This is a genomic window from Muricauda sp. MAR_2010_75 (assembly GCF_000745185.1).
GTDB lineage: Bacteria > Bacteroidota > Bacteroidia > Flavobacteriales > Flavobacteriaceae > Flagellimonas.
Genome location: NZ_JQNJ01000001.1, coordinates 1,521,730 through 1,538,686 on the forward strand (window position 1 = coordinate 1,521,730; position 16,957 = coordinate 1,538,686).

The following is a 16,957-nucleotide window of genomic DNA, read 5'->3' on the forward strand; positions in this document are numbered from 1 at the left end:
GCTGCACGAGCCTATGGAATTTCAACTTAAATACATAACCCCGGATATAAAGCTCTCTTCGTATGACGATAGGTTGTTTAAAACCGAGGCGGTGTTTGATCACCATATGCTTGTGTGGTTCATTTCGGGGGAGACCAAGATTATTCAGGCAGATGAAAGCCATGTTTTTAAAGCAGGAGACATTTTTCTGATTCCAAGAAATCAATTGGCGACCATCATCAATTATCCAAAGGATGGGTTGCTGCATAAATCCGTAGTGATGCACTTGACCGTGGACAAGCTCAGAACATTTTATGCTCCATTGGAGGTAGAGCCAAAAGCTACGGTTCCTGCAAAAATCTTGCGATTTAAAAACCATCCGTTGTTGGAAAGTTGTTTGGCTTCCCTGATTCCGTATTTTGATATGAAAGATGAAATTTTTCCGGAGGAAATCGCATCCCTGAAAATTACGGAGGCCATTTCCATTCTCAGAAGAATAGATAAGAACATTGACAACCTTTTGGCCAATTTTGAAGACCCATATAAAATCAATTTGACTGATTTTATGGAGAAGAACTTCATGTTCAATATGCCCTTGGAGAAGTTCAGTTATTTGACTGGAAGAAGCTTGACAACTTTTAAAAGGGATTTTAATAAAACATTCAACATGACCCCACAGCGATGGTTGACCCAAAAGCGACTGGAGCTGGCCCACTACCAACTTTCCAACCAAAATCGGAAGCCTGTTGAGGTCTATTTGGAAACGGGTTTTGAAAACCTATCGCACTTTTCCTATGCTTTTAAAAGGCATTTTGGACTGACACCGTCAGAACTCGTTAATAAAACAAAATAATTAACCTTGCTCCTCAAACATCTAGTTAGAAATAGACTGTCCATACCTACCCCAATCTTGGTAGCGTCGGAACATGGAGATTTTTATTATTGGGGCTACATCGCCTTTTTCAATAAACACAAATTAAATCGATATATCTCGATTTGTTGTGTTACATTTGCGCCATGGATATGTTAGAAGTAAACAAAGTATTATCAAACCAGGTGCGAATAGACATTCTTAACTGGCTCAAAAAACCAGAGGAGAACTTTCCGCCACAGGTAAATGTCCCAGATTTTAGTGATGGTGTCTGTGTTTGCCATATTCAGGATAAAACAGGATTGTCACAATCCACCATTTCCCATTATTTGACCATGATGCACAGGGTTGATTTATTGATAGCCACCAGACATGGCAAATGGACGTATTACAGACGAAACGAAGATGAAATACGCAACTATATAAACACATTGAAGAACGAGTTATAACTTTTTTTATTCATTTGAAACTACAAATCGATATATTTAAATATGATAGATTTAATTATTGATTTATTGGGTTGGACCAGCTCAATACTGCTAGTGACTGCTTATTGGTTAAACAGTAAAAACCCAATCAATGCCCAAACCTTACTGTACCAACTCCTAAATATAACTGGTAGCCTATCGTTGATGATAAATACTATTTATTATGGCGCATACCCTTCCAGTTCGGTCAATATCGTTTGGCTCTTCATTGGGCTTATCCATATATCAACAATCTTAAAAAACAAACACAATACAATCTAAAGATGGAACAAGAATTACTTCGTATGGGGTCTGCTGCTTTACGAAAGGCAGCCTTAAGCCATGAGGCAAAAGAATATATCCTATCCAATGAAGCACTATATAGAACAATTAAAAAGGCAGCCGACAGATACATTGGAGGAGAAACACTTGATGAGACCATACATAAGGTTAAACATCAGAATGGAAGTGGATTTAAATGCTCCATGGAGTATATGGGCGAAAACACGCTCACAGCGGACGAAGCCAATGAGGCTACCCATGAATTCCTTAGGATTGTGGATGAGATAAAAAATCAAAAACTCAATTCAACAGTCTCCCTGGACCTTTCCCATATAGGCTTGGCAGTTTCACATGAATTATGTTTAAACAACATAAAATCCATAGTGGGGCAGGCTGAAAAAAATAACATTGAAGTTACCATTAGCGCCGAAGGTGTTGAAATAACGGATGCCATCATCGATATCTATAAATCAACGGCCGAGGCCTATAAAAATGCTTCAATTACCCTGCAGGCCTACTTACACCGCACCCAGGATGATTTTAAGGAGTTGAGTAAGGAAAATGGAAGGATACGAATGGTAAAAGGAGCTTTTGAAACCCCAAAGCACCTTTCTATTCCAAGAGGTGATGCATTGGATGAAAGATATTTGTATTATGTAGACCAGTTGTTATCCCAAAATCACAAATGCTCCATTGCAACACATCATTCCAAAATTCAGCAAGAGGCCATCAAATTGATTCAGCAACACAACCCGGACAAAAGCCTCTATGAGTTTGAAAGTTTATATGGCATCCAAACAGAACAACTTATTGCATTAAAGGAACAAGGTTATCCAACCAAGCTATACCTTGTTTATGGTAAAGAATGGTACCTCTATCTATGCAATAGAATTGCGGAATATCCATTGTACCTGTTTCGGGCATTGAACGATATTCTCAATTGAACCTTGACCATAGGGCGGTAAAATTAGTGGTAAACAGCAAAAACATTCTTCAATGGGTGAAGGGTTCAAGCCAATATTTGTTGGGCAATAGGCACAGGACAATCCCGTGATTTGAAACCAACGACATCCACCAACATGGCTTCCTTCGCCCTGTTTTCTTTTTAACAAACCTGTCCCAAACCACCAATAAATTGTCTTTTGGGACAAATGACAAAGGCAGGTCCTCCTTCTAATTTTGTGTCATCAATTCATTTAAAATCAGAGTTATGAAGCATTTACTCTTAATAGGTGCATTGCTGTTAAACGCAATGGTAGGTGATGCACAACAGTATGAATCAATTAAAAAGAAAAATAAGATGAACAACAAGGAAATTGCACTGGCAATCAATCAAGCAGTCCAAAATGCGGAGGCGGACAACGCCGCTGCATTGGTCACAGAAAACTACATTCAACACACCCCAGTTGTCCCCAATGGGAGAAAGGGCTTGAAAATGCTGTTGACCAAAATTAAGAACCGAGAGATTCCCGCTCCCAAATTAAATACGGTTCGGATAATAGAGGAGGGGGATTATGTGGTCCTGCACCATGAAGCACATTGGCCCAACCGGAAGGCTATGTTCGAGATTTTCAGATTTAAGGAAGGTTTGGCAGCGGAACACTGGAGCGGTATCATGGACCATCCAGAGAAGACCGTTAGCGGCAATAGCATGTTTGATGGGGAGACACAAATCACAGCATTGGACAAAACGGATGTAAACAAGGCTATTGTAAAATCGTTTGTGGAAACTGTATTGATAGATGGGGATTTGAAACCGGAAACGATTCAGAAGTTCTACGATACTGATATTATCCAGCACAATCCATTCGTGGATAATGGCTTGGATGGTTTTGTGCAGGGAATCACAGGCCTGCAAAAACAGGGCATCACTGTTGAGATAAACAGGATTCATTACCTCATTGGACAAGGAAATTTTGTGTTTGCTCTTTCCGAAGGAAAGTTTGGGGAAAACGGAGGGAAACCCACTGCGTTTTTTGATTTGTTCCGATTGGAAAAGGGTAAAATTGTGGAACATTGGGATGTGCTTCAGGAGGTTCCGGAGAAAATGGCCCATGATAACGGAATGTTCAAACAATCACTTTACAAACGATTGGGCGGGTATGATGGCATAGCCGCTTATGTGGACCATGCATTTCCCCAAGTGGCTGGGCATCCTGATCTTCAGCATTTGTTCATTGGGCATTCCATGGCCACAAAAATGAGACAAAGGCAACTCATCATCGATAAATTGTCGAGCACATTGCAAGGCCCTACCATTTATTTGGGTAAACCATTGAACGAAATCCACCAAGGACTGGAAATTACTCAGGCACAATGGGAATCGTTTATGGGAGTGATGCGCAAGGCGATGGATGAAAGAGGCATAAACGGTGAAACGAAAAAGGATTTTATACATTTATTTGAGAATTTTAGGGGAGTTACGGTGGAAGCCGAATTGGGCAAGCAGGAATAGTACTTTGATGTACTGATATAATCCATGAAAATGGGAAGCTGTCTTATGGGTTAAAGACGGCTTCCCATTCAACAGTATAAATTGGGAACACGATGCAAAAAATTGGAATACTTGCGTATCAAAACTGTACGGCGTCCATGCTCTATGGAGTAGCAGACATTCTTTCGTTGGCCAACGCCCAGCTTCTTGCTCAGGAAAGAGACCCTTTGTTTGCCGTGGAAATTTTTACCATGGACAATCAACCGGTAGAATGTTTCAATGGGTTGACCATTCACCCAAGCCATAAGCTGAGGACCACCCGGGGATATGACCTTCTTTATATTCCTGGATTTGTCGGGAATGAAGAATCCACGCTTGAACAAGAAGCGAAAAGTATTGAGCTAATTAGAAGCTGTTTTAGAAAAGGATCTAAACTGGCCGCTGCCTGCAATGGGAATTTTTTTCTTGCGGAGGCTGGGGTGCTCAACGGAAAAAAAGCAACCACCCATTGGGCATTAAAGGAAAAATTCCAATCAAAATATAAGGAAGTGCGGTTACAACCAGAACATATAATCGTTGATGAGGGCAACATTATTTCTGCAGCGGGGGTTACCGCGTACTTTAACTTAGCCTTGTTCATTGTTCAAAAATTTGGCTCCAAGGAACTTTCCACGAGCTGTTCCAAAGTGTTTCTAGTGGATTCCGGGAGGCGTATACAAACTCCTTATCAAATGTACCAAACCCCCAAGAACCATGGAGACCGAGAAGTAGTGCATATTCAGGAATGGCTGGAAGAAAATTATACGGAGGAAATCGACAATAAAAAGTTGGAATTGCTGAGCAACCTCAGCAAGAAAACCTTGGAGCGACGATTTAAAAAAGCCACGGGATACACACCTTTAAAATACCTTCAAAAAATTAGGATTGAAACCGCAAAGAAAATGCTGGAATCCCTAAAGCTGTCCTTTAATGAAATCACTTGGAAAGTGGGGTATGAAGATGTGAGCTCTTTCCACAAATTGTTCAAGGCCGATACTGGGTTAAACCCGATAGCGTACAGACGAAAGTTTTCATTGATTTATTCGAATGAGGACACGAAGCCATAGTCTATTGAACCCACTTTCAAACTCCTAACAAAACATCCCTAATAATAAACCCAATCTTGGTACCTTTAATACCATGAAAATCTACATCATTGGAGCGGGTGCCGTGGGAAAGGCATTGGCTGTATCTCTGCATCAGGAGGGTAAACAGGTGGAGTTGATCCGTGGTCATTTGGATGACGGCACTTCGCACAACCAAAAAATTAAGGTGGACCTCAAAGAGGGTCCTAGACTTGAAGCTGAAATTACAGTGAGTACCCTGACCAACCACACCCAACTGGATGGACTTGTGGTACTCACGAGTAAATCATTTGGGAACAAGGTCTTGTCCGAAAAACTGGAACCAAAAATCGGAGATTCACCTATGATACTTCTCCAGAATGGGTTGGGGGTGGAACAACCCTTTTTGGAAAAGGATTTTCCAGAAATCTACCGCTGTGTACTTTTTATGACCAGTCAAAATGGTTCGGCCAATACTATTAGCTATAAACCAGTGGCCCCATCGCCCATTGGTGTAATTCGGCAAACGAAGACCACTTTGGGAAACATTGTTAATGCATTGGACAGTCCCAACTTTAGGTTTATTACCGAAAAAAACATTCAACGCATCATCTGGAAAAAAGCCATTGCCAATTGCGTGTTCAATTCCATTTGCCCCCTTTTGGAAGTTGATAATGGCATATTTCATCGCAACAAGGAAGTGTTCGCCATAGCACAAAGGGTCATTGTGGAATGCGCCTTGATTGCCAATAAAAAGGGAGTTGACCTAGGCACTTCCGAACTGGAAGACCAAGTGTTGATGATCAGCCGCATGTCCGATGGGCAGCTCATTTCCACCCTTCAGGATATCAATAATAAGAGAGAAACCGAAATAGACACTCTGAATTTTGAGATTTACCGCATGGCACACTCGATGAACCTCTCTAACAAGGTGAAAGAGACGCGATTGCTGGGGGAACTCATAAAAATGAAATCGGAATTACATCGCTAAACAATACGCTGAACAAATGGGCAACCAGAATACCCTATTTTGGATAAAGCTACTGCACACGCTTATTTGGGTGTTTTTTGTGGGTGTAATTTTCTATGTGTTGTTTTCCGGAATTACAGGAAAAATCAACACTTATACCTGGGTAGGCATTGCATTGGTGATTCTAGAAGGAGTGGTACTTTTGATTTTTAAAATGTTCTGTCCGTTGACCATTTTGGCTCGAAAGTACTCCGATTCCACCAAAGACAATTTTGATATTTTTCTGCCCAATTGGCTGGCCAAGAACAACAAGCTCATTTTCACCACACTTTATCTGATCGGTTTGGCACTCGTTTTGGCACGAACATTTTTCGGACACTAGCTTTTGTTTATTTAAAAGTAAATGGAATTAAAGTGGTATTTTTCAGTCTATTATGGAAGATGTTACAATGGACAAACTAATAGAACTCCTCAAAACCCACATCCAAAATAGGGATGCGGATCAAGCTTTAGCGCTAATTAAAAACCACCCTGAAGTTATAAATCTGGAAGATGAAAACGGAAGCTCTGGATTTATGCTCGTGGCTTATAGTGGTTTTAAGGATGCCTTTGCCGAGGCCGCTTTGCGGAAGACTTCATTCTCATTTCACGAAGCTATAGTCGCAGGGAAAAAAGAAATCGTTGCACAGTATTTGAACAAGTCCGATGCCGATTGGGCCAACACCCATTCCAAAGATGGATTTGCCCCACTGTCCCTTGCCGCTTTTTTTGATCAGACCGACATTGCTGTTTTATTATTGGACAAGGGAGCCGACCCAAATCTCGCCGCTACCAACCCAACCAGAGTCAATGCAGTGCATTCCGCCGTAGCCAAGGAAAATGTTGAACTCTGTAAAATCTTATTGGAAAAAGGAGTGGATGTGAATGCCTCTCAAATGCAAAATGTAACCGCATTGCATTCCGCGGTGCATCGGGGTAATTTAGAGCTTGTAAAATTATTGGTGGGGCACGGGGCCGACCTTAGTCTTAAAATGGACAATGGCGATACGGCTCTCAGCATTGCCAACCGGGAAGGGCATGGATTGGTGGAAGCTTATCTGTTGGAGCATCAAAACTGATGTCGTTTTAGGTTAGCGGATTTTAGTTGGGCCGTATGGTCAAATAGCAGGGCGTTTTTGTGTTTCAGATACCACAACACATCAATTCCTTGTGGATTTTTAAGCCCGAAAATGCTAACTTCACTTATCGGTCAATATAATTCACTTTGTGCTGAGCGCAGCCGAAGTATTAAAACGAATCATTTCTTATAACGTTGGCATACATTTTATATAAAGGGGAAAAGGCTTGAAACTGATTGTCTTTAGAGCTTGGATTATTTGTAGGCAAAGGTTTACTTACCTATTATCATGCCTTTTAATGACCAAAGGATTTCGAGTACATCTTTTTTAGTTTGGGCATTTTTCCCGTGTTTATCAAGTACCATGAAAATATCATCCATCGTCTCCATATATTCTGCAGCACTTATGTTCATTCCTCGGTGGGTTGTTTCCATATCCCTACCAGTATAAACCTGCGGTCCACCGCTTCCAGCTGTAAAGAAATTAACGGTATGCGTTTTAATCTTCGCCAAATTTTCTGGCTGCTCTAAATAGGGAGAAAACCTAGCGGAAATCACCGGGTTGTTCATATGTGCTTCAACCACATCATCTACAATTTTCACAATTCCTTTTTCTGCACCTAATCGTTCGAATAATGACTCTGACATAATTTTGGATTTATTTACTTATTTAAGAATACATTTAATATCAAATGTACCTTTTGTCTTAAAGCTGTACTAACACTATCAAACCAAAAGAATGTAAATTTTGACCAAAAACAGCAATATGCTAGTGTTGGCCTCTTTATGAGTGAATGGCCGTCATATAATCTTTGGGAGATATTCCATACATGCTACGAAAGCACTTTGAATAATATGAGGAGCTGGAAAAGCCACATAAAAAAGCCGTTTCGGATACGGTATTCATCCCACTGTCCAGTTTATCCAATGATTTTTCCAACCTATATTTATTGAAGTATACGTTTGGTGAAAAACCTAACAAACCCACACTATTTCTATAAGCTTGAGACCTACTGTATCCAAGGCTGGAGGCAAATGCATCAATTCTTAATTTAGCATGTGAAAAATTGGCCTCCAGAAAATCAAAGAGCTTATTAAAGAAAATCATCTCAACCACACTAATCTTGGTAAATTCCATTGAATTGAGATCGGTATCTGATTGTTCATCCTGATACAATTTCAGCACCACAGGCGACACCGAAAATCCTCTTTCCATTTCACATAATCTCCTTGAAGTTTGGATGGTTTCTTCAAATATGGATTTATTGCTCTCCACTGGTAGCCCCGCATCCAAACCTATACTCAAACTGAGATGGGGATATACATTTCCGAATGTCTCGTGAAGTACTAGTCCACAATGCACAGCGTGTTGGGCAGTTGTTAAAGAGGCCAGCAGGTTACGGCTACCTTTCCGTACAAGTGTTCCTTGCTTATCATTGACCACTTCTATGACCTTATGCATATAGTCTCTTATGGTTGATGCTAAACCTTTATCTTGTTTATTGTTTAACTGCCCGATTTGTATTCGAACCGATAGTAAAAAACGAAATGCGGGTTCGTCAATTATGTTCAGTTCAGCCCCAGGCTTTACATCAGGATCTTGCATTCTTCCAAGAAATGATTCAATAAGACTTGCATCTACCTCAATAATTGAATGAGACAACTCACCGTGTGCATGCTTGTGCATTTTGTTGACAGACTCGGCATTTGGAGCTTCTACCAAACAGAATGCGGTTTTTCGCTTATCATCAAACCAATATGTTAACCCACGGCAATTGTACTTGTGCTGAATCTTTAGGTCTTCTTGATGTAATCGTGCAACACTTTCGGCAGTTACTTCTTGAGATACATCATGACGATCCATGTATATTGGCATAGGTACTTCTTTGAATGAATAGACAATATAAGCTTATTAAATCTGTGTTTATTTGATTATCCTCAAAAATCGATTAAATCAAAATAACGATATGCCAACAATGGCAATAAGTAATTGCTGGTTCTTGCCTAGTTCTGAAAATCCTGCAGAATTTACAGATTGGTATATATTTGCTAAAGTTCGTACTAACCCACGCAACTACTCATAGCTGAGTCGATAAGTGAAGTCACCAAATCACTCCACCCACTTCTGCACCACATTCCCCACCACAAAAGCCACCAGAGCAGGTAACACCCATCCCAATTGATATTGGGTCAACGGCAACCATTCAGGATAATGTTCTGAAGTCAACGCAACACCAAGAGTGCCTAAAAAATCAGGAATACTAAATACAATGGTAGTGATGACTACCCACTTGAAGACCGTTGGCGAAGCCAACTTATAGGGGAGTACGTTCAACAGAATCAAAACAATGGTAATGGGGTAAATGAACATGAGCGCTGGCAGGGCCACCGCGATAATATACCCTACATTAAACTGCCCAATGAGTACGCCCAGCACACATCCGAGCAAGGCGGTAACCCGATAGGCCAGATTGGAATCGTTGAACCGTGCTTTGATAAAATCGGAGGTTCCCGTTATAATCCCAACGGCGGTGGTAAAACAGGCCAAGCTCACCAGAAGGCTCAAAAATAGCGTGGCGGTGCTGCCCAAGGTTTCGGTACTGATACCACTTAAAAGGGCGGTTCGGGAAATATCATCTGCAAAAATATCGCTGAACAAAGCCCCGGTTAAAATGAGTCCGGCATAGACCAAGAACAATCCCAAACCGGCCCAAAATCCCGCTTTTCTAATGAGGTCTTTTTTGGCTGCGTAACTGGCGGTCTTATCCTTAATATTGATGGAAACAATAATGACCGCCCCTACCACCACAGCTCCGATGGCATCGAAGGTTTGGTAGCCTTCCAAAATACCATCACTGAACGGATGTCTTAGGGTCGAAGTAGAAAAATCAAAATCCAAAGTACCTATGGCGGTAATCACAATCAGCAAAAGAATAAGAAGGATACCGGGAGTGAGCAACTTGCCCACCACATCCAAAACCTTTGACCGATTGATGGCAAATACGAAGACTAGGCTAAAGTATATAAGACTGGTTACTATGGAGGGAGAATTCCAGATGGGTTGAACGGCCATCTCATGGGTAACCGATGCCGTTCTCGGAGAGGGCAAGGCAATGGCAATGCCATAGATTAAAAAACAATACACCAAACTGAAAGTTGGGGATACCTTTTTGGCGAAATCGAACAAGGTGCCTTGAAGCCTTGCATGGGCCAAAATGCCCAGTAAAGGAATCAACACCGCTGACAGACAAAATCCCACCGTAACCAACCACCAAGAGTTGCCTGATTTAAATCCCAGAAGAGGTGGAAGGATGAGATTGCCAGCACCAAAAAAAAGGGAAAAAAGGGCAAACGCGGTAATTGTTAACTTTTTTTTGTTCATAAGGTGTTGATAATTATCATGCAATGTAGTATATTTCGAAAGCGCAGTTCAACGAAAATAATTGACTTTTTGACGATTATAGTGTATTTCATCGAAAAAAAGTCTTTCAAAAAATCTGAGCAAAATAAAAAGTTATCAACATTCGTTGAAAAAGAAAACCATTCACCTAAAACCAAACGTATAACCAAAAATTACTATTCATTCAACAAGGCATTTTTAACGATCCCCAAATCGCATGGATGCTCCCCAAAACACAACTGGCTTATGAAAACTTCTACCACCCACCATGGCAGCAAAATTTCTTCTTTATTCTGCAACGTATTTGGACACCATTATGTGGTTTCCAAAAAAGTGACACAACACATTAAAGAATACAAGTGCATTCATTGTCAAAAGCAAGTTACCACAGATGTTAGTGGTAAACTTTCTGTGTTGACCCCCCAAATGCAGGAAATCAACAACACTTTAGAAGACATGTACAGAAAACGAAGGACAAAATTGGTTCAGCGCGTGGCGTAACCTTTTGTCCTAAAGAAGTTTTTACGGTTTATCCCGAACTTAAGTAAGTACCTACTGCTATACAGGTCGCGTGCCCCAAGACCATGAAGTGGATACCCTTGAGTTTCGGGATTTTTTGTGCTTATCCGTTAAAGGAATTCCAACCTTGGGCCGTAAGGGGTATCTTGGTTTCGGCGCGGGTAATCAGATGTGCACCTTCGCTCTTTTGGGTCATGTGTCCAATGACGGTCAAATTGGGATTGGCTTTGATTTTTGGGAAATCCGCCTGATCAATGGTAAACAACAATTCGTAATCCTCACCACCGCCCAAAGCGATCATGGTGCTGTCCATTTGAAATTCCTCGGAGGTTGAAATGACCGTTGGGTCGAGTGGAATTTTATCCTCAAAAAGATTACAGCCCACATCACTTCGTTTGCAGAGATGGAGAATCTCCGAGGACAAACCATCGCTAATGTCGATCATGGAAGTAGGTTTAACCTCCAGTTTTTGCAATAGTTCCACAATGTCTTTGCGTGCCTCGGGCTTTAGTTGACGTTCTACGATATAGGAATATGGCTCCAGATCTGGTTGATTCTCGGGGTTCACTTTGAAGACTTCTTTTTCGCGCTCCAACACCTGAAGTCCCAAATACGCACCCCCCAAATCTCCTGTGACTACCAAAAGGTCATTAGGTTTGCCACCACTTCGGTAAACAATATCCTTTTCCTCTGCCATGCCCAGGGCCGTAACACTGATGATCATACCCTTGTTGGAAGAGGTGGTGTCGCCCCCAACCAAATCCACATGGTAAAGTTTACAGGCAGCGGCAACTCCTTCATAAAATTCTTCCAAGGCTTCCAAGGGAAAACGGTTGGAAACGGCCAGGGAAACCGTCACCTGAGTGGCCATGGCATTCATGGCGTAAATATCCGATAGGTTCACCATGACCGATTTGTAACCCAAGTGCTTCAAGGGGGTGTAGCTGAGGTCAAAATGTATCCCTTCAACCAACATGTCTGTGGAAACTACAGTTTTTTTCTCTTTAAAATCCAATACAGCGGCATCATCCCCAATACCCATTTTAGAGGAAGGTTGATGCAATTCAAAGTTCTGGGTGAGGTGTTCAATCAGGCCAAACTCTCCCAATTCTTCAAGCGAAGTTCGTTGTGGATTTTTATCTTCTAGCATGGGGCAAAAGTAAACAGGATAATTTTAAATTGTATCTTTAAAAGAAAACAAACTTAATATTGCTATGTCATGGGAATAAAAGCCTTACTGCCCTTTTTGGCGATTTTGTTTTTAGTGGGATGTTCAAGTGACAATGGTGGTGATTTGCCAAAAGGTGATGGAACAGGAACGGAGAACGAGGCCCCGGATATTGGCGATGGCGCAATTTATCTTGGCTTTGCCCCATGTGAAGCTGGAGTGGCCACCGTTTACCCCTGCCAAGGATACGATATGCTCTTTCAAATGCGTCTCAATGCCTTTAACGCAAATGCCGCTAACGATATTTGGGGTTGGACGGACACTTCCACAGGTAATGAATATGCTTTGATCGGTTTGGACAATGGCACCGCCTTTGTGGATATCACCGATGCCGAAAATCCAGTCTATTTGGGAAAACTCCCCACAGCCACTGAATCCAGTATTTGGCGAGACATCAAAGTCTACAACGATTATGCCTTTATTGTGTCCGAGGCTACAGATCACGGGATGCAAGTTTTCGACCTCACAAAACTACGAGACGTTACGGATCCACCGGAAGTCTTTATAGCTGATGCCCGTTTTATCGGCATTGGAAATGCACATAACATTGTGATCAATGAAGAAATGGGCTTTGCCTATCCTGTGGGAACGGCCCGAAACGATGACTTTAATGGCGGGGTACATTTTATTAACATCCAAACCCCGACCAGCCCTATTAGGGTGGGGGGTTATGGCGCAAACGGGTACACGCATGACGCCCAAGTAATTACCTATAATGGGCCTGATACCGATTATTCGGGTCGTGAAATTTTTATTGGCGCCAATGAAACGCAGATAGTCATTGCCGATATAACCGACAAAACCAACCCTACCGAAATAGGGACACTCAGTTACGCAAACCGAGGATATACCCATCAAGGGTGGTTCACCGATGATCACCGCTATTACATTTTGGGAGATGAAACCGATGAGATCAATTTTGGTTTCGATTCCAGAACCTTGGTTTTTGATATGACCGATTTGGACAATCCTGTGTTGCATACGACCTACATAGGACCAACCTCCGCAACCGACCATAATGGCTATGTAAAAGGGGATGAGTTTTTCTTGGCCAACTATTCGGCAGGGGTGCGAGTCTTGGATATTTCAGGTATTGATTCAGAAACGATTACCGAAACCGGATTTTTTGACACCCATCCTTCCAATAACGTACCTGGTTTTGATGGAGTTTGGAGTGTTTACCCGTATTTTGAAAGTGGAAAAATTATCATTTCCGATACCCAAGCTGGGTTTTTTGTGGTTCAAAAATCCAATTAAGCCATGAGAAAGTTCGGGTATTTCATCTTACTGATTTGCTTTTGGTCATGTTCGAATGATGATGCTTCTTCGACCCCAGAAATGGAAGCCCCCTTTTTGGGTGAAGTGGAATGGATTAAAAGTTTTGGGGGTTCTGGTGAGGAAGCTGGGCAATCTATTATTCAAACTATGGATGGAGGTTATGCCATTTTGGGGTACACCAACAGCACAGATGGAGATATAACAGATAAGACCATGGGCGTCAGCGACTATTGGTTGCTAAAAATGGATGCCGAGGGTACTATGCAATGGAATAAAACCTATGGGGGCAGCAAGGAAGATTTGGGTCAGTCCGTGATTCAAACTGCAGATGGGGGCTATGCCCTAGTGGGCTATGCGATGAGTGATGATGGTGATGGCAGCAATAATGAAGGCTTCCATGATAATTGGATTCTTCGATTGGATGCAACAGGCAACATTTTATGGGAACAGAGCTTTGGATTTGCTGGACACGATCATTCCTATGATGTGATTCAGACCGCAGATGGCGGTTTCTTTTTTGCCGGGTTTTTGGATGTGACCCTATCCAATGGCGAGGGGAATTTTGGAAAAGGAATAAGCTCGCTCACCAGACACGGAGTGGGGGAATTTTGGGGCACCAAACTGGATGCCGATGGCAATTTACAGTGGCGACGCTATTTTGGCGGAACCAACAACGATCGTGCCCATGCTGTGGTTCAAGCAGATGATGGCGGATTTGTTATGGCCGGCTTTTCAGAAAGTGATGATTATGATGTGTCCAACACCAAGGGCAGTTACGATTTTTGGGTGGTCAAAGTGGATGCAGGGGGAAACTTAGTATGGGAAAAATCCTTTGGCGGGACGGGCATTGAAGTTTCGTATGACATCAAAAAGACACCAGACGGCGCCTATGCTGTGTTGGGGCATACCTTTAGCACCGATACCGATGTTTCCAAAAATCATGGAGAGTCCGATGTATGGCTCATTAAAATTGACGATAATGGAAACCTGCTTTGGGAAAAAACATACGGGGGAACCGAATTCGATGATGCCAAAGGTCTTGACTTGACCTTGGACGGCGGTTTTGTAATCGCTGGAAACTCTAAAAGCACGGACGGTGATTCTACTGAAAATCAAGGTGAGAACGACCTGTGGTTCATCAAAACGGATAATGAAGGAAATTTGACCTATCAAAAATCCTTCGGAGGTTCTGGATTGGACTTCGGTTTTGATGTTGTCCATTGTGAAGATGGCTCGGTTGTTATGGTCGGAGAAGCGGCCAGCAGCGACTTTTTGGACCTTGACCCCAAGGGAATGACCGACCTCGTGGTCATTAAACTGAAATAGCCATCCTGTTCCATAGAAAACCCCTATGAACATATTCGTTATTATAATGTTAGGAACCATGGTAAAACCCTACAGATACAGTATATTTGTGGGCTATTTAGAACAAATCCAGTTAAGATGATCAAAGTTTCAGAGACAGCTAAGCAGAAAGTGGTGTCGCTAATGACCGAGGAAGGGTATGACGCAAGCACCGATTTTGTGCGTGTAGGCGTAAAAAGTGGAGGTTGCAGCGGTTTGTCCTATGAATTAAAATTTGATAAGACAGCTGCTGATACCGATAAGGTTTTTGAAGATAATGCCGTGCGCATTATTGTAGATAAAAAGAGCTTTTTGTACCTCGTGGGCACCACATTGGAATATTCAGGAGGGTTGAACGGGAAAGGCTTTGTCTTTAACAACCCCAATGCACAGCGCACCTGCGGTTGTGGGGAGAGTTTTTCACTATAATTTTTGACTTTGAGCCTTTGAATGGCTAACTTATAAGATATGGCGTATACTGAGGAAGAATTAAAAAAAGAACTGGAAACCAAGGAATATGAATATGGTTTCTACACAGATATAGAATCGGATACCCTGCCCAAGGGGTTGAACGAGGACATCGTTATTGCCATTTCCAAAAAGAAGGAAGAACCGGATTGGATGACGGCCTGGCGTTTGGAAGCTTTTAGGGCATGGGAGCAAATGAAGGAACCGGAGTGGGCCAATGTGAGATACAATAAGCCCGATTTTCAGGATATTTCCTATTATTCCGCCCCTAACAAAAAACCCAAGTACAATAGTTTGGACGAAGTAGATCCAGAATTGTTGGATACGTTCAAAAAACTGGGGATTTCATTGGATGAGCAAAAGAAATTGGCCGGGGTGGCTGTGGACATCGTTATGGACTCCGTTTCGGTGGCCACTACGTTCAAAAAGACCTTGGCTGAAAAGGGCATTATTTTCTGCTCCATTTCAGAAGCCATAAAAGAACACCCAGAGTTGGTGAAAAAATATATCGGTACGGTAGTGCCACAAAAAGACAACTTTTATGCGGCATTGAACTCTGCGGTCTTTTCTGATGGTTCATTTTGCTACATCCCAAAAGGAGTTAGATGTCCCATGGAACTATCCACCTATTTCCGAATAAATCAGGCCGGAACCGGTCAGTTTGAGCGGACCTTGGTCATTGCCGAAGAAGGTAGCTACGTGAGCTATTTGGAAGGCTGTACCGCCCCCACTCGTGATGAGAACCAATTGCACGCAGCCGTGGTAGAGCTCATTGCATTGGATAATGCTGAAATAAAATATTCAACCGTACAGAACTGGTTCCCCGGAAACAAAGAAGGCAAAGGTGGTGTATACAATTTTGTGACCAAAAGGGGGCTTTGCGAAAATAACGCCAAGATTTCTTGGACACAGGTGGAAACAGGTTCCGCGGTAACCTGGAAGTACCCATCCTGTATTTTGAAAGGGAACAACTCCATTGGGGAGTTTTACTCCATTGCCGTGACGAATAACTTTCAGCAAGCTGACACCGGCACAAAAATGATCCACTTGGGAAAAAACACCCGAAGCACCATTATCTCAAAAGGTATTTCAGCAGGAAAATCCCAAAACAGTTACAGAGGATTGGTACAGGTGAACAGTAGGGCAGAAAATGCACGGAACTTTTCACAGTGCGATTCCTTGTTGATGGGAAATGAATGTGGGGCACATACTTTTCCATACATAGAAGTAAAAAATAAGACTGCACAAATAGAACACGAGGCCACCACCAGTAAAATTGGTGAGGACCAAATCTTCTATTGCAATCAAAGGGGTATCGATACGGAAAAAGCCATTGCATTGATTGTAAACGGTTTTAGCAAGGAGGTATTGAACAAACTTCCTATGGAGTTTGCAGTGGAGGCCCAAAAATTATTGGAAATCAGCCTTGAAGGTTCAGTAGGATAGCTTCGACTTCGCTCAGCTATCGGTTAAAGGTTGATTGAGCGTAGCCGAAAT

17 protein-coding genes are annotated in these 16,957 nt (G+C 42.2%); 13 read left to right on the forward strand and 4 right to left on the reverse strand.

Annotated features, from left to right (window positions below; all coding sequences use genetic code 11):
* The first annotated feature begins 13 nt into the window (after positions 1-13).
* The 8 genes from FG28_RS06825 to FG28_RS06865 all read left to right on the forward strand — a co-directional run bounded on the left by FG28_RS06825 (position 14) and on the right by FG28_RS06865 (position 7,224).
* A complete protein-coding gene (locus FG28_RS06825) occupies positions 14-832 on the forward strand; it encodes an AraC family transcriptional regulator (RefSeq protein ID WP_036381145.1) in 819 nt (272 codons plus the stop codon).
* Between the two features lie 164 nt (positions 833-996).
* Positions 997-1,299 (forward strand): helix-turn-helix transcriptional regulator, encoded by a 303-nt coding sequence (locus FG28_RS06830; RefSeq protein ID WP_036381147.1) that lies wholly within the window; start codon positions 997-999, stop codon positions 1,297-1,299.
* A gap of 302 nt (positions 1,300-1,601) precedes the next feature.
* The gene (locus tag FG28_RS06840; protein ID WP_036381150.1) at positions 1,602-2,543 is read left to right on the forward strand and encodes a proline dehydrogenase family protein; all 942 of its coding nucleotides are present in this window, start codon (positions 1,602-1,604) and stop codon (positions 2,541-2,543) included.
* A 266-nt stretch (positions 2,544-2,809) separates the two neighbouring features.
* Positions 2,810-4,054, forward strand: coding sequence for a nuclear transport factor 2 family protein (locus FG28_RS20015; RefSeq protein ID WP_051947205.1), 1,245 nt, complete (start codon positions 2,810-2,812; stop codon positions 4,052-4,054).
* Positions 4,055-4,146: 92 nt separating this feature from the next.
* Entirely contained in the window at positions 4,147-5,139 is a 993-nt protein-coding gene (locus FG28_RS06850) for a GlxA family transcriptional regulator (protein ID WP_051947206.1), read from the forward strand.
* 73 nt (positions 5,140-5,212) lie between these two features.
* Positions 5,213-6,127 carry a ketopantoate reductase family protein gene (locus tag FG28_RS06855; protein WP_036381153.1) on the forward strand — a complete coding sequence of 305 codons (915 nt, stop codon included), beginning with the start codon at positions 5,213-5,215 and terminating at the stop codon, positions 6,125-6,127.
* Between the two features lie 16 nt (positions 6,128-6,143).
* Positions 6,144-6,488: a hypothetical protein gene (locus FG28_RS06860; protein WP_036381155.1), complete on the forward strand. Its 345-nt coding sequence runs from the start codon at positions 6,144-6,146 to the stop codon at positions 6,486-6,488.
* A 67-nt stretch (positions 6,489-6,555) separates the two neighbouring features.
* Entirely contained in the window at positions 6,556-7,224 is a 669-nt protein-coding gene (locus FG28_RS06865; RefSeq protein ID WP_197062559.1) for an ankyrin repeat domain-containing protein, read from the forward strand.
* A gap of 272 nt (positions 7,225-7,496) precedes the next feature.
* Here the strand turns inward: FG28_RS06865 and FG28_RS06870 are convergent, their stop codons facing one another.
* The 3 genes from FG28_RS06870 to brnQ all read right to left on the reverse strand — a co-directional run bounded on the left by FG28_RS06870 (position 7,497) and on the right by brnQ (position 10,605).
* Positions 7,497-7,871, reverse strand: coding sequence for a group 1 truncated hemoglobin (locus FG28_RS06870; protein ID WP_036381158.1), 375 nt, complete (start codon positions 7,869-7,871; stop codon positions 7,497-7,499).
* A 136-nt stretch (positions 7,872-8,007) separates the two neighbouring features.
* Positions 8,008-9,087: a nickel-binding protein gene (locus FG28_RS06875; protein ID WP_197062560.1), complete on the reverse strand. Its 1,080-nt coding sequence runs from the start codon at positions 9,085-9,087 to the stop codon at positions 8,008-8,010.
* Positions 9,088-9,333: 246 nt separating this feature from the next.
* Positions 9,334-10,605 (reverse strand): branched-chain amino acid transport system II carrier protein, encoded by a 1,272-nt coding sequence (gene brnQ / locus FG28_RS06880; protein WP_036381163.1) that lies wholly within the window; start codon positions 10,603-10,605, stop codon positions 9,334-9,336.
* 264 nt (positions 10,606-10,869) lie between these two features.
* Here brnQ and FG28_RS06885 point away from each other — a divergent pair, with 264 nt between their 5' ends.
* Positions 10,870-11,124, forward strand: coding sequence for a hypothetical protein (locus FG28_RS06885; protein ID WP_036386255.1), 255 nt, complete (start codon positions 10,870-10,872; stop codon positions 11,122-11,124).
* A gap of 121 nt (positions 11,125-11,245) precedes the next feature.
* Here FG28_RS06885 and thiL read toward each other — a convergent pair whose 3' ends face one another.
* Positions 11,246-12,292 carry a thiamine-phosphate kinase gene (gene thiL / locus FG28_RS06890; RefSeq protein WP_036381166.1) on the reverse strand — a complete coding sequence of 349 codons (1,047 nt, stop codon included), beginning with the start codon at positions 12,290-12,292 and terminating at the stop codon, positions 11,246-11,248.
* A gap of 69 nt (positions 12,293-12,361) precedes the next feature.
* Here thiL and FG28_RS06895 point away from each other — a divergent pair, with 69 nt between their 5' ends.
* The 4 genes from FG28_RS06895 (at position 12,362) to sufB (ending at position 16,906) form a co-directional block, all read left to right on the forward strand.
* Positions 12,362-13,627 (forward strand): choice-of-anchor B family protein, encoded by a 1,266-nt coding sequence (locus tag FG28_RS06895; protein WP_036381169.1) that lies wholly within the window; start codon positions 12,362-12,364, stop codon positions 13,625-13,627.
* Positions 13,628-13,630: 3 nt separating this feature from the next.
* Positions 13,631-14,974, forward strand: coding sequence for a hypothetical protein (locus FG28_RS06900; protein ID WP_036381172.1), 1,344 nt, complete (start codon positions 13,631-13,633; stop codon positions 14,972-14,974).
* A gap of 117 nt (positions 14,975-15,091) precedes the next feature.
* Positions 15,092-15,421: an iron-sulfur cluster assembly accessory protein gene (locus FG28_RS06905; RefSeq protein WP_036381175.1), complete on the forward strand. Its 330-nt coding sequence runs from the start codon at positions 15,092-15,094 to the stop codon at positions 15,419-15,421.
* A 39-nt stretch (positions 15,422-15,460) separates the two neighbouring features.
* On the forward strand, positions 15,461-16,906 hold the full coding sequence (sufB, locus tag FG28_RS06910) for a Fe-S cluster assembly protein SufB (protein WP_036381177.1): 1,446 nt from the start codon (positions 15,461-15,463) through the stop codon (positions 16,904-16,906).
* Positions 16,907-16,957 lie beyond the last annotated feature (51 nt).